This is a genomic window from Streptomyces sp. CA-106110 (genome assembly GCF_050936285.1).
Classification (GTDB): Bacteria; Actinomycetota; Actinomycetes; order Streptomycetales; family Streptomycetaceae; genus Streptomyces.
Genome location: NZ_JBNJNB010000001.1, coordinates 6,547,525 through 6,565,529, shown reverse-complemented (window position 1 = coordinate 6,565,529; position 18,005 = coordinate 6,547,525). Strand labels below are relative to the sequence as shown.

The window sequence follows — 18,005 nt, the reverse complement described above, 5'->3', positions numbered from 1 at the left end:
GGACGCCTCAGGACTCCTTGACCGCGATGGTCTCCACCGTGTTGGCCACGTGCTCGAAGGCGTCCGCCGCCTCCTCCAGCACGTCCACGATCTGCTTGAGCTTCAGCACCTCGATCGCGTCGTACTTGCCGTTGAAGAGATGGGCGAGCAGTTTCCGGTGGATCTGGTCCGCCTGGTTCTCCAGACGGTTGACCTCGATCCAGTACTCGGTGAGGTTCTCCATCGTGCGCAGGTGCGGCATCGCCTCGGCCGTGAGCTCCGCCGCCCTCGCCAGCACCTCGATCTGCTGCTCGACGCCCTTCGGCAGTTCCTCGACGTTGTAGAGGACGACCAGGTCGACGGCCTCCTCCATGAAGTCCATGATGTCGTCGAGGGAGGATGCGAGGGAGTAGATGTCCTCGCGGTCGAACGGAGTGATGAAGGAGGAGTTCAGCTGGTGGAAGATCGCGTGCGTGGCATCGTCACCGGCGTGTTCTGCGGCCCGCATACGCTCTGCGATCTCGGCCCGAGCGGAGGCGTCCGCCCCGAGCAGTTCCATCAGGAGTTTCGAGCCCGTGACGATGTTGTCCGCGGATGCGGCGAACATGTCGTAGAAGCTCGTCTCCCTGGGGGTCAGACGAAAGCGCACGTGGGGTCCTCAGGATGCTTCGGTTTCGGTCAGGCTGATGCTAAGTGCATCATCCGGCCACGGCTAAGGGGCCGTCCTCCAGTGTCGCCCATCGAACACAGTGGTCGGCACGGGGGCGGTACGAGGGCGGCCAGGGGCCTGGCCAAGGGCCGTATACCCAGCAAAGTTCGTTACCATATACCCACCAGGGGTATGTGTCCGTCCCGCGGTGCGAGGAATCCGGACCCGCGGACCGACTGTCCGATTTCGTATCCCCGGGCAACCTTCAACGGGAGGACGCGATGACGACCGAGGCCGGCGCGGCGGCGCCCTCCGAGGACGCCGCGACCGTGGTGACCGACCACGACCGTGGCATCCACGGCTATCACAAACAGAAGGACGAGCACCTCAAGCGGCTGCGCCGTATCGAGGGCCAGATCCGCGGTCTGCAGCGGATGGTCGACGAGGACGTGTACTGCATCGACATACTCACGCAGGTCTCCGCCTCCACGAAGGCCCTGCAGTCCTTCGCGCTGCAGCTCCTGGAGGAGCATCTGCGCCACTGTGTGGCCGACGCCGCACTCAAGGGCGGAGCGGAGGTCGACGCCAAGGTGGAGGAAGCGACGAAGGCGATCGGCCGCCTCCTGCGCACATGATCTTCCGGCCGCCCGGGCGAGAACGGGCGGCAGTATCTACTGCGGTGCGGCTCACCGGCGGGAGGCGTCCCGCTCCTCGGCGACCTTCAGGACCTCGTCGATGCTCTCAAGACTGAGCCGGTCCTCGTGGGCGGCCGAGGCCGCGATGATCAGGTCACTGCACAGCTCGATCTCGGCGAGGGCCACGTGGTCCTGAACTGCCGTACCGCCGACCGGAGCCACGTGCATCACCTCTTTCTGCCGTCACCAGCTTCCTAGAGTAGGGAGCGGGCTACACACGGCGCATGGCACGGATGGACCATTTCCAGCCCCTCACCCGCGCCACTTCCACGATCACCTTCGTGCCCTTACTGCGCGGCGATCTTCCCGGCGTAGATGTCCCCGGCGGCCGGCAACCGTACGTCGACGGGGGCCCCGAAGTCATACAGCAGGGTCGTCGAGGCCACCGCCACCACGGCCTTCTGCCCGCCGTTGACGAAGCTGAACCGGTGCCGCACCTTCCGGATGCGCCCCTGGTCGTCGAGGTAGGCGTCGAACGGCACCTCGGCCGTGGCGAACCCTTTCGCCGCCGCCCGCAGCGGCGCCCTGTTGTCCGCGGACGCGTCGCGTGCCGCGAGCCCGATGTCCGCGACCCCCTGGTAGTGCCGGACCGGCGTCCCCGCGACCTCCGTCCGGCCGAGGTACGTCGCCTCCCTGACCCCGCGCAGCAATTCGGCCGCGGCGTAGGGGTCGGTGGCGCCGCCGGTGACGAGGTTGCCGTCGGTGAGTGTGGCCGTGTCCACCCGCACCCACTTGTCGGCCGGGACTCCGGCTCCCCGGTTCTTCATGAAGAGGGCACCAGGGGCAAGCAGTTCGGTGATCGGACGGTGCTCCTCGTCGCCCGCGGGATCCTGGGGCAGCGTCACCTTCAGCCGGCCCAGCCGGCCGCGATAGTCGTAGACGCCCTCACCGCGGATGGTGACCCGGGTCCCGCCGGTGGCCATCTCCATCGACGTCCGGGCCCGGGAGCTGCCCGCGCGCACCAGGGTCGCGGCGGCCTGCCGGAGGGTCTCGAGGGCGCCCGAGCCGGAGCGCGCGTCCTCGACGGCGGCCCCGCCTCTCGAACATCCGGTGAGCGAGGCGCCGTAGACGAGCAGTCCCACCGTCGCGAGGATCGCCGCACCGACCCGACCGTGCCGCCGCACCACCATCACCTGCCTACCCCCAGCCGGTCCGTCCCGGTGCCCTCCTGTCGTTCCGCTTAACGACGGGTGGGGGGACCCGTCACGCGCCACGCAGGGCAAGTACTTGCCCGGGGTAACCTTGTCGGAGTGGAGCGACAGGACGTACCCCCCGGTCCGGACGAACACCTCACGACGACCGCCGAACAGGGTCGTTTCTGCGTGGCCCGGTGCACCTGCGGATGGCGGGGACCTGCGCGCAGAGCCCGCAGCCTGGCCAGAACTGACGCCGAGAAGCACGCCAGGGCCTAGACCCGCTAGACCCGGAGCCGCTTCCGCGCCCCCTGGCTGCGCAACCCACCCGAGGGGCAGGCATGCTGAAACCCCCTCCGGGCATTTCGGTCGCCCCCGGCACGGACGTCGTAACCATTCCGTGGCATTTCCGCGCGAACTTTTCCGCCGCAAGGCCTCATCTCAGTCCACGGAACTCATGGGAGGCGCAATGCAACGGCGTACGTTCATCGGCGGTGCCACCGCCACGGTCGCGGCGGCGGTCACCACCGCCTGCAGCAGCGGCGGCACATCGTCCGCCACCGGCACGACCGTGCGTGCGACCACGACGACCGCGATGCCGGCCTCGGCCACGACCACGAACGGCACGCACGCCGCCGCCACCGACTGGAACGCCCTGGCCAAGGACTTGGACGGCCTTCTGGTCCGGCCCGGCGACCGCGCCTGGGCCACGGCCCAGCAGCTCTACAACACCCGCTTCGACTCCCTGAAGCCCGCGGCGGTCGCCTACGTGGCGCGCGCCGACGACATCCGCACCGTGCTGTCGTACGCCCACGCCCAAGGCGTCAAGGTCGCGATACGCAATGGCGGCCACTCCTACGCCGGTTGGTCCTCCGGGGACAACCGTCTGATCATCGACGTGGGCAAGCTGAACACGATACGGGCGAGCGCCGGCGAGGCGGTCGTCGGCGCCGGTTCCAAGCTCATCGACGTCTACCGCGCGCTGACCGCGAAAGGCGTGACCATCCCCGCCGGATCGTGCCCCACCGTCGGCGTCTCGGGTCTCACCCTCGGCGGCGGCCACGGTGTGGTCTCCCGGGCCTACGGGCTGACCTGCGACAGTCTCACCCAGGCGACCCTGATCACCGCGGACGGCAAGCAGCTCGTCGCGAACGCCACCGAGAACAAGGACCTGTTCTGGGCCCTGCGCGGCGCGGGCAACGGCAACTTCGGCGTCGTCACCGAACTGCGGTTCAGGACACATCCGGCACCTCAGGCCGTATCGGCCTATATGACCTGGCCCTGGTCCAAGGCGGCCGCCGTCCTCAAGGCCTGGCAGGAGTGGGGCCCGAACCAGCCCGACGAGATCTGGTCGTCCTGCCACCTCGAGAACGGCGGCACACCGACCGTCTCCGTCGCCGCGTTCTCGATCGGCACCTACGGCGAACTCCAGAACGCGGTCGACCGCCTGGCCGCGCAGGTGGGCTCCCCGGCCCGCAGCGTCTCGCTCAAGCGGCATTCCTACGAGGGCGCGATGGAGGCGTACGCGGGCTGCTCGTCCTTCCCGACCGCCGCCCAGTGCCATCTGCCGGGCTCGACGCCTGGCCGCTCCGCGCAGGGCGCCCTCGGCCGCGAGACCTACGCCGCCCGCTCGGACTTCTTCGACCGCTCGATCCCGGCCGCCGGCATCCAGACGCTCCTGAACCAGGTCGCGCAGGCGCGGGGCGGCGCGGGCAGCATCGCGTTCACCGCGCTCGGCGGTGCGGTCAACCGCGTCTCGCCGACGGCCACGGCCTTCGTGCACCGCCGCTCGCGCATGCTGGCGCAGTACATCGCGAGCTGGCCCGCGGGAACCGCCGGTTCCACGGCGCAGTCCTGGCTGACGTCCGCGCACACGTCCATGGGTCCCTACGCGTCCGGGGCCGCCTACCAGAACTACACGGACCCGACCCTGACGAACTGGCGGAAGGCCTACTACGGGGACGCGGCCGCCCGACTGGCACAGCTCAAGCACCAGTACGACCCGAACGGCTTCTTCACCTTCCCGCAGTCGCTGTAGCGGCGCCCGCACGCGGGGGGCGGCACACACGCATCGCCCCTGCGGCCGCACGACGACCGGGCCGACGGCTACGCGGCCAGGTCCCGTTCCTCCGCCGCCTGGTCGGCGCGGGCGCCAGGGATCACGGTCTCCGGGGGCCGTGCCCCGCGGGGGCGGATCAGCCGTCCGGCGCGCGGCGAGCCCTCGACCGCCCTGACGAGCGGCGTGAGCAGGACCGAAGCAAGCGGTGAGAGCAGCAGGGCCACGGCGGTGCCGAGAGCGAAGCCTCCGATGACGTCCGTCGGGTACTGCACGCCCAGGTAGACCCTGCAGAAACCTTCCAGGAGCGCCAGGCCGAGGCCGATGAAGCCGAACTTCCGGTGGGCGACGAAGAGTCCGACCGCCAAGGCCATCGTGAGGGTGGCGTGGTCGCTGACGAAGGAGTAGCCGGTCGTGCCGGAGGCGAGGACGTCGAGTCCCTGGTGGTCGGCGAACGGCCGGGGACGTTCCACGAAGCCCCGGATCGGCACGTTCACCAGCACGGCGAGCGCGGCGGCCAGCGGAGCCCAGACGAGCGCGGCCATGGCACCGGCCACGTCCGCGCCGCCCCGCCGGCGCAGGCTCCACCAGCACCACAGGACCAGCAGGACCATGCCGAGCAGCAGGCCGTACTCGCCGACGAACTCCATGACGCGGGCGAACCAGTGCGGCGAGTCCTTGGCCAGGCCATTGATGTCGTAGAGCAGATCGACGTCGGGGTTCGACCCCGATTCGGCGAGTGCAGCCATCGTGCGCGGCCCCTTCGTCCTCTGTCGCGTCCGCGGACGCGCCCGTGCGCGCCGCTCGTCCACCACCCCCGTGGTCGTAGATCCGCTCCACGCCGAGCCGGCTGCCGTACGTCGACGCTCTACGTCAGAAGGAACGCACAGTCCTCTTCGCCACGTTCCGCATTCCACCGAATGATCACGCAGACGTTACCGAAGAGAGACACGTCTTCCCAGCTCAGGGGGTGCGCATAACGAAGGGTTCCGGCCAGCGCGCGCCCTTTCGCGCGCCGTTCACGCCCCGGTTCACACCGTCGTGGGCAGCGCTTTCGCGCCATCTTCGGTGACACGCGTCGCCCCGAAGTAGTCCGAGGTGTCGATGGGGTCGAAGCGGATCACAGCACCTGTCCTGGGCGCATCGATCATGTAGCCCCCGCCCACGTAGATCCCGACGTGGTGAATGGCACGGGAATCGGTCGGATCGTGCGAGAAGAACACCAGGTCGCCCGGGAGCAGTTCGTCCCTTTTCGGGTGCGGTCCGGCGTTGTACTGGTCGTTGGCGACACGCGGCAGACCGATGCCCACGCTCGCGTAGGCGGCCTTGGTCAGCCCCGAGCAGTCGAAGCGTCCACCCTGGTCGGCGGTGCCGTTGCCACCCCACAGATAGGGGGTGCCGAGCTTCTTCTGGGCGTAGTAGATGGCGCCTGCCGCCTGCCTCGACGGGTCGAGCCGCCGGACGGGCGCGGCGAAGCTCTTCGCCAGCGTCGTGATGGTCTTCACATAGTTCTGGGTCTCCCGATACGGCGGCACACCCCCGTACTTGATGACCGCGTACGCCCCCGCGTTGTAGGCGGCAAGCATGTTCTCCGTCGGGTTCCCGGGCGCGTCCTTCACATAGGAGGCGAGCTTGCAGTCGTACGAGGCGGCCGACGGGATCGCGTCGCGCGGGTCCCAGACGTCGGCCACGCCGTCGCCGTTGCCGTCGATGCCGTGGATGGCCCAGGTGCCCGGGATGAACTGCGCTATCCCCTCCGCTTTCGCGGGGCTCTTGGCGTTCGGGTTGAAGCCACTCTCCTGGTAGAGCTGGGCGGCGAGCAGCGCCGGGTTGATTGCACCGCACAGGTTGCCCCACCTCCGCACGAGGGACGCGTACGCGGCGGGCACGGCGTTCTTGGCGAGCCCGACCGACCCCGCACCGATGCCGTTGGCCAGGTTCCCGGCGATCGTGTAGACCCCGATGACGAGCAGCATGACGAGACTGAGCGCGGCACCGACGGCAACGGTCGCCCAGATCCAGGCCCTACGCACCGTCAACCGCCCCTCGCCGCACCGGAGTCCGCCGAGGGTCAGTGTAGGGGCGTCAGAGGGCGCCGGACCCGAAAAGTCCTGGTCCGGCCACTTGGACGTACAGGATCGGCCAATGTGGTGTGCAGTACCGCCGGTAGGACCTCAACGGCCTTGGGTGCGACGCGTATCGATGGGCGTGGGACGCGGGCCGCAGCGGGTAGGGGCCCCCACCGTCGTGCGTACGAGGCGGACCGCTGTGCTTGGGACGCGGGCTGACACGAGTAGCGGCCCCAACCGTCGTGCGTACGAGGCGGACCGCTGTGCGTGGGACGCGGGCTGACGCGGCTAGGACCGGCCGTGCGACGAGGCGGACCGTGAGGCGCCCGCCCCGGGTCGCGCCTCCGCCGCGCCGCTAGTCGCCCGAGGCGGTCGCGTAGAGATCCGCGGCCTCGTCCCCCAGCACCACGCTGTAGGAGACGTCCGCGGTGGAGCCGCCCTGCTCGTGGCCGCCGAGGACGCCCACGACCTCGCCGTCGCCGTTCACCCAGGGACTGCCGCTCGTGCCGCTGGTGAAATTGGGGCAGTCGATGCGCTGTTGCGTACTGCTGTGGACGGTCGGATTGTTGGTGCAGGCGATCGGGGTGTCCTGGGAGTCGGGGTAACCGGTGACGGTGACGGCGGTGGCACCCGTCTCCCGTCCCGTGACGAACCTGTTGGCCCCCACGAGATCCTCGACGTCGACGCCGTCGATCGGCCTCAGCGTCGCGAAGGCGATGTCGCTGTCCTCGTCCTCGTCACCGCTCCAGGCGTCGTCGACGTACGCCCTGTCCACCTGCCACACCCCGTACGGCGCCCTGCCGTCCCGGTAGCCGGGCGCGAACCACATCGTGCTGCTGCCCAGGCAGTGTGCGGCGGTGACGATCAGATCGTGCTCTTCGCTGTGCACCACGGAAGCCGTACAGAAGTGGTCGCCCGCCAGTGCCCCACTCGTGCTGAACAGCGCGCCGACCTTGGCGGTGGCCCTGCTGGGAGCCGCCTCCGTGGTCACGCCCAGGGGCCCGGGACCGCCGTCGGCGGCCGACACGGACGATGTCGCGACGGCCAGCAGCACGACAGCACCGAGGAACGCGTGCCGGCGGTTGCCAGGGGGGCGTGTGATGCGGTTCATCACGGTCATACTGTGACCCGGCAAGGTGAGAAAAATCCTGTGAGCATTCTGAATTTTCTCTGTGAGGTTCCATTGCCGCAGGTCAGCCGGTTCGTCCGAGCCACGGCGACCTCCTCCCATCGGACGCATTTCCGCTTTGCAGGCAGCCGTACCCCCCTGAGTCGACGCACACACGTACGACTCCATGGCCTGCCATCGCACCCAGAGGGACGTCCAAGCGGGCGTCCCCACGGGGCGCCTCCTGGAAGGGAGAGCGGAGGGGAGGAGTACTAGCTGCCCGTGTACGCCGCGGTCGTCCGGTCCGCAGCCGCCCTCGCCGACTCCTCCGGCTCGCCCGCCGCCACGTTCGCCTCGCCCCACGCCTCGCTGATCGCGGTCACGAAGCGGCGGCCTTCGTCCGACGTCAGCCACGCCATGCTCTCGGCAGGGTCCACGGAGGCCCCGGAGGCCAGATGACGGGACAGGCCCATCAGACCCAGGTCCCAGCCCACGCCCACCGCGCCCGGGCCGAACTCCGCCCACCGCTCGTCGTCCACATGTGCGATGTGCTCGAGTACGAATTGCGTCCCGCCCTCCTCCAGCGACGTCAACCGCAGTTCGATCCAGCTCACCTCACCCCCATACTCCCAGGTCGCGAGGAAACTCCGGGGCGGATCGCACTGCTCGATGGTGCCGCTCGCGTTGCCCTGGAGCTGGAAATGGCCGCCGACCCGAAGGTCTCCTGAGACCGGCAGGAACCAGCGCGGAATGCGCTCGGCGTTCGTGCACGCGTCCCAGACATCCTCCAGCGACGAGTCGTAGGTCCGCGAGACCGTCACCACCCGCGCCTCGCCGGCCTTGAACTCCCGCCTGCCCACCTGCCGTCCCACCGCATTGACCTCATGCGCGACGTCGATGCCGTCAGCCATCACCCTCTCCTTCCCGGCGCGCCAGACGGCGCTCCCGCTTCCCTCGTGCCAGTTCCGTCTCCAGCGCGTCCAGCCGTGGGGCCCAGAACCGCCGGAAACGACCGATCCACTCATCTACGTCCCGCAGCGGCTCCGAGTTGACCGCGTACAACCGTCGCGTCCCCTCCGGCCGCACCGTGGCGAAGCCGTTCTCGCGCAGCACCTTCAGATGCTGCGAGACACCGGGCTGCGATATCCCGAACTCCGCCGTGATGACCTCGCAGACGGCCCCGGACGCCATCTCTCCGTCCGCCAGCAGTTCGAGGATCCTGCGACGGACGGGGTCTCCGAGCACATCGAATGCGTGCATGGCGGCAACGTATCAGCATCTACTTATATAAGCCAGGGCTGAAGCAATTGCACGGCCCTCGCGCTCTTGGCACACATATATCCGGCAATGCGGTGCAGAGGGGAGCGCTTTGCGCAGCACGCCCACCAACTGGCGGTTCCACCGGGGAGTTGGCGGACCTCACATGGACGGCATCCCCGTCGAACGGGCCACGATCGCCTTCTTGACCCAAATCCCTTGAGCCGCCGGCGCATTCAGTCAAGCGCCGCCCAGCGCGGCGCAATCGAGCAGCCATGGACACGCAAGGCGTAACCCTGATTCGGTAAGGCGGAAGTCAGGATCCCCGAAGCCTCTTGTTGTCGCGTACTCAACAAGTCATCGTCGCAGACGGGCCACGCCGGCCCGACCGGCTGGGGGCCCCGGGAGACGCGGCCTTCACGGGCTGACCTCCGGGCGGGGAAGCCGGCAGCGGGGACACGTGGGGATCCTGTCCGCCGGCGCGCAATGAACGGGCCGTGGCACCCAGCCGCGGCCCGTTTCGCGGTTCAGGGATAGCCTTTCCGCTCGTATGGGTGACACTCATACGGAACGGCCCGGGCAGCCGGGCCACGCCGCAGGCCGCCCCAGGGTTCTCGCGGCACAAGAAGAGTCAACGACGGACCACATCACAGGTTCCGCTTGGGACCTCGTTGCCCGGCGTGACCTGCCATGATACACAGAGTGACCAAACCCTCCTTCAACCAGCGTCCCACGCTCCCGCGACGGTCCCACGTGGGCCGGAAGCAAGGGACGCGTACGAAACCCGCCAATCAATGACGCCAAGTCGACATACGACAGGCCCATTGTCGGCAAGAATGACCCTGACCTCTGCGACGGTGACAGAGGGCACGGAACTACCCGCTAGGGGCGGTGACTTACATGCATCTCGCGGCCGCAAAAGGCGACATCAACACGATCATCGGCGGTATCGCCCCAGACTGGGGTCCGTTCGGCAGCCTGGGCAACGAGGCTCGTGTCATGGTCGAGGTGGTGATGGCCGTCGCCATCCTCCTCTGCCTGGCGATCGCGATCTGGGGCGCCGCCAAACAGCGCATCGGCGCGACGGCCCTGCGCGACACGTTCAGCGCCGAACAAGGCAAAGGCCTCATCATCGCGGGCCTGACCGGAGTCTTCATCATCGGCTCGCTCGGCACGCTTTTCACGATCGTGTACGGCATGGCCGTCTAGGCCCGGCCCCGGACCGCCATGTCCCTGGCGCGCCGTCAGTCCCCCGCCGGATGCGCCCGCTTCCCACCCTCCAACCCATCCGTCCGTCGCGCCCACCGGCTGAGGTTGCGTTTCCCTGATGTCGAGTCACCACACCGCGCCCGCGCGGGAGCCAGCACGGCTACCGTCGTACTTCTACGTATTCCGACACGAGGTGCGAACCGGCTATGAGGTCGAGGGGGCGTGCACAGCGTGAGTCTCGGTGACGGTGCCCCCGGCGGGGGCGACGAAGAGTACGGCGGTGTCGGGCAGACCCGAACACGCCTGCCCGAGCGGGGCGGTGACGTATACGGAGGGGCACGGCGCGGCCGGTCGTCATCCAGAAGCCTGGTCACGGTCGTCGGGGTCGTCGTCCTCCTGATCGCGGCGATCGCCTTCGCGAACCGCGGCGGGGACTCGGCATCGAGCGGCACCAGCAACAAGCCCGGCCAGGCCTCCACGGCCGCATCCGGCACCCGCCCGGTCCAGTCGAAGCCGGACGGAATCCCATCGGGCTTCGCCCACGACGAGCAGGGGGCACAGTCGGCTGCGGCGAACTATGCGGTGGCGTTGGGGTCGGACGGCATGTTCAACACCGCCAAGCGGCACCAAATCGTTCAGACGCTGGCCGACTCCGGTGCGCTGAGCCGGCTGCAGAACGGTTTCGACGCCGATTACTCGACAGAGCTTCTCAAGAAGATCGGCCTCAACAACGACGGCAGCGCTCCCGCCGGTACCACGTTCGTCAACCGCACCTTGCCCGTCGGAGCGAAGGTGATGTCTTACAGCGCCGACGCGGCGACCGTCCAGGTCTGGTGCAACGGCCTCTTCGGACTCACGGGCGAAAGCTCCACCAACCCCGTGACCAGCAGCTGGTTCACCGTGACGGTAAGGCTGAACTGGACCCGGGGCGACTGGAAAGTCACGGAGACGAGCCAGAAGACCGGCCCGACTCCCGTCAACGGAGACAACCCCGTCTCCGGGTCCGATGAAATCAGCAAGGCGGTTGAGGAGTACGGAGGGTTCACGTATGCCCGCTAGCCCGCACCGCGCGCTCAAGCTCACCGGCGTCATGGCCTCCCTGCAGACGGCGGTCGTACTGCTGGCCTCGCACGCCTACGCGGCTCCCAACCCAACGCCCAAGCCCTCGAGCGACCCTTGCTCGCTGATCGCAGGCCCAGCCAAGAAATACTGCGAAAAGGGGGACTCCTCCCCCTCAAAAGGACTTGACTCCAACCCCCTCACCGACACCCTCGACCCCCTCTCCTCCCTCGCCAAGGGCTGTGCCGACGCTGCCTCCTGGACCGTCGACAAGCTCAGTGAGGCCGTGAAGCAGACCGCGAGCGTCGACTTCACCAACCAGGCGTTCCTGCACCAGTACGAGATCGTCTTCGCGGCGTCGACCATCCTCACCCTCCTGCTGTGGCTGCTGGCCGTCGCCAAGAGGGCGGTGCGGGGCGTCCCGCTCACCACCGCCCTGTCCGAAGCGGTCGGCTTCCTCTGGCTCACCGTGCTGGCCTCGGCGTTCACGCCCCTCGTCCTCTACACCGTCGTCTCGGCGACCGACAGCGTCAGTGACGTCCTCGCCAAGACCACGGGGGACCAGACCAGTACGTTCTTCGGGGCGTTCTCCGGCGCGCTGAGCAAGGGGACGGACATCGGCGGCGGCCCCATCATGCTGATCCTGGTGTCGTTCGTGTCGATCCTCGCGGCCGGCGTCCTCTACCTGGAACTCTTCCTGCGGGCCGTCCTGCTGTACGTCGGCGCCCTCCTCGGTGTCGTCGTCTACTCGGGCCTCGTGGACAAGAACCTCTGGGGCCATGTCCGCCGCTGGGCGGGCATCATGATCGCGGTGATCCTGGTCAAACCGGTCATCGTCATCGTGCTCGGGCTCGCCGGCGCCCTGGCCACGGAGAACGGACCCGACTCCCTCGCGGCCGTCGTCTCCGGGCTCGCCATCATCCTGCTCGCCATCTTCGCAAGCGCGATGATCTACCGGTTCGTACCCGGCTTCGGCGACGAGATCGTCGCCTCCCGCAACAACCGCATCATGCAGGGCGCTGAAAGCAAGGCCGCCGCCGTCATCAGCTCTCCGGCGACCCTCGTCGCCCAGGGCATCAAGACCCACAGCACACGCGCCGACAGCAACGGCGGCGGTGGCGGAGGTGCCAGATCGCCCCGCCCCGCCAACCCTCTCAGCGGCGGTGTGGCCGCGCATAGCACTCGTACCCCGGGCAACGGATCCGTCCCCACCCCCGCGCCCCCGCCGCGTACCAGTCCGGCGGACACTCCGCACGCAAGCAGCACCCGCAACAGCAGTACCAACCGCACGGGAGGTGAAGGGCGTTGACGACCGAGTCCCACCTGTCCCATCCGATCACGCCCCGCCGGACATATCTGATCGGCCGCGCCCGGCCGAACGCGATCATCGGCCGGAACCGCGAGTCCGGCGAGATCCTGCTGATCATCGGGGGCGCGTTCGTCGGCATGATGTGCGGGCTCCTCGTCCCCCTCCTCGCCCTGCGGATCGTCTTGTTGATGGGCTTCCCGCTGCTCGCGCTGGCCGCCGTGTACATCCCGTACAAGCACCGCACGTTCTACAAGTGGTTCGAGATCAACCGCAGTTACAAGCGGACCCTGCGGCAGGGGACGGTCTACCGGAGCGGCGTGATGGAGGCCGGCACCCGTTTCGACGGGCGCGAGGTCGAGATCGGGCCGCCCCCGGGCATCGGCCGGATCAGCTGGCTCGCCGCCCCCTTCGGGCCCGACGAGATCGCCGTACTGCTGCACGCCGACCGGCGGACCGTGACCGCCGCCATCGAGATCGAGGGCCCCGGCGTCGGCCTGCGCGACAGCGAGGACCAGGAGGCCCTCGTCGACCGCTTCGGCACGCTTCTGAAGCATGTCGCGAACGGCGACGGCTTCGTCACCCGGCTCCAGATGCTCGCCCGCACCCTGCCCGCCGACCCGGACGCCCACGCCAAGGACGTCACCCAGCGCGGCGACGACCGCTCCCCGACCTGGCTGCGGCAGTCGTACGACCAGCTGCAGTCCATGGTGTCGACCAGCAGCGAGCAGCACCGCGCCTACCTCGTCGCCTGCATGCACTACACACGCGAACTCGCCGCCGAGGCCCAGGCCATGGCACGCGCCGCACGGCCGCAGGGAGGCAAGAAGGTCGACCGGGACGCCGGCCTCGCGGTCGTCATGGCACGCGAGCTCACCGACATCTGCTCACGGCTCCAAGAGGCCGACATCCGGGTACGGCAGCCGCTGGGCCAGGGGCGGCTCGCCTCCCTCATCCACTCCATGTACGACCCCGACCACCCCATCGACCACATCCAGGCGATGACGAGGCGCAACGCCTGGCCCGCCGAGCTCGACGCCATGGAGCCCACCTACCTCCAGGCGAAGACCCGGGAGTCGTCGACGCGCGCGCCGTGGTGCCACGCCACCGCATGGGTCAAGGAGTGGCCGATGACCCCGGTCGGCGTGAACTTCCTCGCGCCCCTGCTCGTCCACACCCCGGACGTCATCCGCACGGTCGCCGTCACCATGGACCTCGAACCCACCGAGGTCGCCATCGAGCGCATGCTGACCGAGAAGACGAACGACGAGGCCGAGGCCAGCCGCGCCGCCAAGATGAACCGCACCGTCGACCCCCGGGACATCGCCGCCCACTCCCGCCTCGACCAGCGCGGCGAGGACCTGGCGAGCGGCGCCGCGGGCGTCAACCTGGTCGGCTACATCACCGTCTCCTCGCGTTCTCCGGAGGCCCTCGCCCGCGACAAACGGACCATCCGGGCCTCGGCCGGCAAGTCGTACCTGAAACTGGAGTGGTGCGACCGCGAGCACCACCGCGCCTTCGTCAACACGCTCCCCTTCGCCACCGGCATTCGGAGGTAAGGACCTGATGCGGGATCCGCTGTCCGTCCTGACCGACGCCTTCACGTCCTTCCTGTTCGGCAAGGTGGAGACGACCCGGCTGCCCGTCCGCACCTCCACAGGGCAGGCCCAGGCCGTCTATCTTCCGACGGCCGCGCCCGGCCTCGGCGACTCCGGCGTGATCATCGGCCGCGAGGTGTACTCCGGCAAGGGGTACATCTACGACCCCTTCCAGCTGTACGGCCAGCAGCTCCCGGCGCCGCACTGGCTCGTCCTCGGCGAGTCCGGCAACGGCAAGTCGGCGCTGGAGAAGACCTACGTCCTGCGCCAGCTGCGCTTTCGCGACCGGCAGGTCGTGGTCCTCGACGCCCAGGGCGAGGACGGGGTCGGCGAGTGGAACCTCATCGCCGAGGAGCTGGGCATAACCCCCATCCGGCTCGATCCGACGGCGGCCCTCGACCACGGCATCCGGCTCAACCCGCTCGACCCGGCCATCACGACGACGGGCCAGCTCGCCCTGCTCCGCACGATCATCGAGGTCGCCATGGGGCACGGCCTGGACGAGCGGTCCGGCTTCGCCCTGAAGGTCGCGCACGCTTACGTCAACGAGACCATCGTCGAGCGGCAGCCCGTGCTCACGGACATCGTGGAGCAGTTGCGGCACCCGGAACCGGAGTCGGCCGAGGCGATGAACGTCGCCCTGGACGACGTACGCGCCTGGGGCCTTGACGTGGCCCTGGTCCTGGACCGTCTGGTCGACGGTGACCTGCGGGGCATGTTCGACGGACCGACGACGGTCGGTATCGACCTGGACGCACCGCTGATCGTGTTCGATTTGTCTCACATCGACCGCAACTCGATCGCGATGCCGATCCTGATGGCGATCGTGGGTGTCTGGCTGGAGCACACCTGGATCCGTCCCGACCGGAAGAAGCGCATCTTCCTGGTCGAGGAGGCCTGGCACATCATCAACAGCCCGTTCGTCGCTCAGCTGTTCCAGCGGCTGCTGAAGTTCGGCCGACGGCTCGGTCTGTCCTTCGTGGCGGTCGTCCACCACCTCAGCGACGTGGTGGACGGAGCGGCGGCGAAGGAGGCGGCCGCGATCCTGAAGATGGCGTCGACTAGGACGATCTACGCCCAGAAGGCCGACGAGGCGCGGGCGACAGGACGTGTCCTGGGTCTGCCACGCTGGGCCGTGGAGATCATCCCGACCCTGACGCCGGGCATCGCGGTCTGGGACGTCAACGGCAATGTGCAGGTGGTCAAACACCTGGTCACGGAGATGGAGCGGCCGCTCGTCTTCACCGACCGCGCGATGACGGAATCGTCCAGCGACCGCGCTGCCGACGACGCCCTGCGCGCCGCGGAGCTGGAGGCGGAGGAGCGTGCGGCGGCGTTCGTGGAACAGCGGCTGAACGACCTGGACGGCTCGTCCGAGTCCACGGTGGCGTAGACATGGGATCCCTATGAGACCAGGCAAGGAGCAGCGGGAGCAGCACGACGGCCAGGGAGGCGTCCCCGACGGCCTGTTGGTGGGCGTACTGGCCTTTCTGCTCGGTGTGACGCTGATGGTGTGGACGGCCACGGGCCTCGCGGGCTGGTTCTCGCGGGGTGCCTGGCCGGACGGCGTCGGATTCACCCGTACGCCGGTGGCGATGCGCCATCTGATCGCGGAGCCCCACGACATCACGGGGGCGTGGCCGGACGCCCCGGGGGACCAGCTCTCCGGGTACGGGCTGTTCTGGGGCCTGTTCATAGGCGAACTGATGGTGCTGTTCGTGGTCACCGTGTTCGTGATCGGCACCGTGGCCCGGTGGAAGGCGGTGAGGGCGCGCCGCAGAGCCGCCACCTCTCTGGCCCATGGCCAAGCCACGGCCACCGCCGGTACGCCTGCCTGGGACGCCGTCGCCGCGCCCGCCGGCCCCGTCACGACCCCCGTTCCCACCCCACGCCCCGCGGCGGCGGAGCACGGTGCGGCGGATCCGGAGCCGGCGCAGCAGATTCCTCTCGCGGTCGCCTTGGAGCAGGTGGCCGCCACCCAGCAGGCCGCAGCGAGCACTGTGCAGACCGGACCCGGCCACGACCGGCCCGAAACCGGCCTCGAACAGCCCGGAAACGGCCTTGGACCGGCGCCCGGCTCCGCCACAGCGCGTTCCGCAGCCTGGACGTCCGTCTCCGTCGTCCTCGGCGATCCCGGCACCCGTCACCCCGTCGCCGCCCAGGCCGTACGGGACGCCGAGGGGCCGGCGGTCGTCATCACGTCCGCTGCCGCCCTGTGGGCCGACACCAAGGACGCTCGCGCCAAGCTCGGACCCGTCCTCCTCTACGACCCCTCCCACCTGTGCGACACCCCGGCCCGGCTCCACTGGTCCCCGTCGTCCGACTGCGAGGACAAGACGGTCGCGGCGGCCCGCGCAGCCGCGCTGCTCGCCCCGGTCCGCCCGACGGCCCGTATCGACCAGGCGGTCGCCGATGTCGCGGAAACGCTCCTGCGGAGCTACCTGCACGCCGCCGCCGTCGAGGGCCGCACGATCCGGCACCTCCACCGCTGGGCCCAGGGAACTCAGGTCCAGGAGGCGGTACGGGCCCTGCGCACCAACCCGAAGGCGTCGTCCGGCGCCGGGGGCGAGCTGGAGGCCGCGCTCACCTCGCACCCCGAACGCAGGGACGTGGCACAGGAACTGACGGCACGGGCCCTCTCCTGCCTCTCCACCGTCAATATCCGCGAGGCATGCACATCCAACCGAAATGACGCCCTCGCCTTGGATTCCTTCGCCAACGAAGGGGGCACGCTTTATGTGGTGGGTGAATCCATCGAGGATCCCCGCCAGCAACCCGGTGCCATGCCCTTGCTGACGGCACTCGCCTCCAGCGTGGTCGAGCGCGGCCGGCGCATGGCCGAACGGTCATCCTCCGGTCGCCTCGACCCACCACTCACCCTCGTCCTGGACGACGTGGCGGCCGTGGCTCCGCTCCCGCAGCTACCGGAGCTCCTCTCCACCGGCGCGGACCGCGGCCTGCCGACGCTGGCTCTGCTCCGCTCCCGCGAGCAGGCCCGCGCACGCTGGCCGCAGTACGAACTCCCGACGCAGGCCCGCTAGGACCGCTCCATCACCATCTCGAGCTCCGAGTCGCCGGAGTCCTCCGACAGCGGCACGGTGACCCCGCTCGGCACGAATCCCATCTTTCGGTAGAAGCCCCTGGCCCGCTCGTTGTCCTCGTGCACGATGAGCCGTACCCGCTCCGCACCGTGCGTCCAGGCCCACTCAAGTCCGGCGTCGAACAGCGCCTTCGTCAGGCCGGTTCCACGGTGCTCGGGACGTACGAACACGCCGACGAGATGGCCCTGCCTCCGTTCTACCGGCAACCCTGCCCAGTCCGTCGTGCCGGCCTCTTCCATGAGTACGGTCACGGTGCCGGCCCACGTTCCGTCCGAGGTCTCGGCGACGATCTGCTGCACGTCCTCCGCCCCTTCGGCCCCGCTGACCGTCCGCTCCTGCCAGAAGGAGTCCGGCTTGGCGACGGCGGCCTCGTAGGTCTCCAGGAAGGCGAGGTGAGCGACCGGGTCTTGGAGCGCGGCGAGACGCAGCTCCTTCACGGCGGGCCACTCTTCGGGGCGTATGGACCGGATCACGGGATGCATGCGGCAACGGTAACGGCCGGCCGCGAGAGGGGCTGCCCATTTTTTGTGGGGCCACAGCCGAGCGCCATCACTCGATTCAGCCCGCGACGGCCTGACCCCGCGGGAGCTTGGCCGCAAACGCGAAAGAGCCCCAACTCACGGATAATACCCGGAGTTGGGGCTCTTTCTGAAGATTTGTTCGGCGGTGTCCTACTCTCCCACAGGGTCCCCCCTGCAGTACCATCGGCGCTGTAAGGCTTAGCTTCCGGGTTCGAAATGTAACCGGGCGTTTCCCTCACGCTATGACCACCGAAACACTATGAAA

The 18,005-nt window shown here is 69.0% G+C and carries 17 protein-coding genes and 1 rRNA gene; 8 read left to right on the top strand and 10 right to left on the bottom strand.

All coding sequences use genetic code 11. The annotated features are described in order from the left end of the window. Window positions 1–7: 7 nt before the first annotated feature. Complete coding sequence (locus ACQEXA_RS30225; RefSeq protein WP_020269925.1) at window positions 8–628, bottom strand: DUF47 domain-containing protein; 621 nt, start codon at window positions 626–628, stop codon at window positions 8–10. 281 nt (window positions 629–909) lie between these two features. On the opposite strand from ACQEXA_RS30225, the gene ACQEXA_RS30220 reads away from it, so the two are divergent. Continuing rightward, on the top strand, window positions 910–1,263 hold the full coding sequence (locus tag ACQEXA_RS30220; RefSeq protein ID WP_359403554.1) for a metal-sensitive transcriptional regulator: 354 nt from the start codon (window positions 910–912) through the stop codon (window positions 1,261–1,263). Between the two features lie 51 nt (window positions 1,264–1,314). Here ACQEXA_RS30220 and ACQEXA_RS30215 read toward each other — a convergent pair whose 3' ends face one another. Further along, entirely contained in the window at window positions 1,315–1,485 is a 171-nt protein-coding gene (locus ACQEXA_RS30215) for a hypothetical protein (protein WP_433134837.1), read from the bottom strand. Window positions 1,486–1,610: 125 nt separating this feature from the next. Next, complete coding sequence (locus ACQEXA_RS30210) at window positions 1,611–2,453, bottom strand: hypothetical protein (RefSeq protein WP_432929635.1); 843 nt, start codon at window positions 2,451–2,453, stop codon at window positions 1,611–1,613. A 472-nt stretch (window positions 2,454–2,925) separates the two neighbouring features. Here ACQEXA_RS30210 and ACQEXA_RS30205 point away from each other — a divergent pair, with 472 nt between their 5' ends. Then, window positions 2,926–4,494 carry an FAD-binding oxidoreductase gene (locus tag ACQEXA_RS30205; RefSeq protein ID WP_433131641.1) on the top strand — a complete coding sequence of 523 codons (1,569 nt, stop codon included), beginning with the start codon at window positions 2,926–2,928 and terminating at the stop codon, window positions 4,492–4,494. A gap of 68 nt (window positions 4,495–4,562) precedes the next feature. On the opposite strand, the gene ACQEXA_RS30200 is transcribed toward ACQEXA_RS30205, so the two are convergent. From ACQEXA_RS30200 to ACQEXA_RS30180, 5 genes are all read right to left on the bottom strand, one after another. Then, a complete protein-coding gene (locus ACQEXA_RS30200; RefSeq protein ID WP_432929638.1) occupies window positions 4,563–5,261 on the bottom strand; it encodes a phosphatase PAP2 family protein in 699 nt (232 codons plus the stop codon). A 282-nt stretch (window positions 5,262–5,543) separates the two neighbouring features. After that, on the bottom strand, window positions 5,544–6,551 hold the full coding sequence (locus ACQEXA_RS30195) for an NlpC/P60 family protein (protein ID WP_432929640.1): 1,008 nt from the start codon (window positions 6,549–6,551) through the stop codon (window positions 5,544–5,546). Between the two features lie 385 nt (window positions 6,552–6,936). Continuing rightward, window positions 6,937–7,692: a trypsin-like serine peptidase gene (locus ACQEXA_RS30190; RefSeq protein WP_432929642.1), complete on the bottom strand. Its 756-nt coding sequence runs from the start codon at window positions 7,690–7,692 to the stop codon at window positions 6,937–6,939. Window positions 7,693–7,961: 269 nt separating this feature from the next. Then, complete coding sequence (locus tag ACQEXA_RS30185; protein WP_432929644.1) at window positions 7,962–8,600, bottom strand: SRPBCC family protein; 639 nt, start codon at window positions 8,598–8,600, stop codon at window positions 7,962–7,964. Beyond that, window positions 8,593–8,949: an ArsR/SmtB family transcription factor gene (locus tag ACQEXA_RS30180; protein ID WP_432929646.1), complete on the bottom strand. Its 357-nt coding sequence runs from the start codon at window positions 8,947–8,949 to the stop codon at window positions 8,593–8,595. The genes ACQEXA_RS30185 and ACQEXA_RS30180 overlap by 8 nt, the downstream gene beginning before the upstream one ends. 897 nt (window positions 8,950–9,846) lie before the next feature. Between ACQEXA_RS30180 and ACQEXA_RS30175 the strand changes: the two genes are divergently transcribed. From ACQEXA_RS30175 to ACQEXA_RS30150, 6 genes are all read left to right on the top strand, one after another. Continuing rightward, on the top strand, window positions 9,847–10,155 hold the full coding sequence (locus ACQEXA_RS30175; protein ID WP_043441655.1) for a hypothetical protein: 309 nt from the start codon (window positions 9,847–9,849) through the stop codon (window positions 10,153–10,155). A 231-nt stretch (window positions 10,156–10,386) separates the two neighbouring features. Beyond that, complete coding sequence (locus tag ACQEXA_RS30170) at window positions 10,387–11,214, top strand: hypothetical protein (RefSeq protein ID WP_432939307.1); 828 nt, start codon at window positions 10,387–10,389, stop codon at window positions 11,212–11,214. Beyond that, entirely contained in the window at window positions 11,204–12,523 is a 1,320-nt protein-coding gene (locus ACQEXA_RS30165) for a hypothetical protein (RefSeq protein WP_432929648.1), read from the top strand. The genes ACQEXA_RS30170 and ACQEXA_RS30165 overlap by 11 nt, the downstream gene beginning before the upstream one ends. Then, on the top strand, window positions 12,520–14,079 hold the full coding sequence (locus ACQEXA_RS30160; RefSeq protein ID WP_432929650.1) for an SCO6880 family protein: 1,560 nt from the start codon (window positions 12,520–12,522) through the stop codon (window positions 14,077–14,079). Before ACQEXA_RS30165 ends, ACQEXA_RS30160 begins: the two co-directional genes overlap by 4 nt. A gap of 7 nt (window positions 14,080–14,086) precedes the next feature. Next, window positions 14,087–15,511, top strand: a complete 1,425-nt coding sequence (locus ACQEXA_RS30155) for an ATP-binding protein (RefSeq protein ID WP_432929653.1) — start codon at window positions 14,087–14,089, stop codon at window positions 15,509–15,511. Between the two features lie 13 nt (window positions 15,512–15,524). Next, a complete protein-coding gene (locus ACQEXA_RS30150; RefSeq protein ID WP_432929655.1) occupies window positions 15,525–17,159 on the top strand; it encodes a TraM recognition domain-containing protein in 1,635 nt (544 codons plus the stop codon). Here the strand turns inward: ACQEXA_RS30150 and ACQEXA_RS30145 are convergent. Continuing rightward, on the bottom strand, window positions 17,156–17,701 hold the full coding sequence (locus ACQEXA_RS30145; RefSeq protein ID WP_432929657.1) for a GNAT family N-acetyltransferase: 546 nt from the start codon (window positions 17,699–17,701) through the stop codon (window positions 17,156–17,158). The genes ACQEXA_RS30150 and ACQEXA_RS30145 overlap by 4 nt on opposite strands. Before the next feature lie 176 nt (window positions 17,702–17,877). After that, a 5S ribosomal RNA gene (rrf, locus tag ACQEXA_RS30140) occupies window positions 17,878–17,994 on the bottom strand. Window positions 17,995–18,005: the final 11 nt, after the last annotated feature.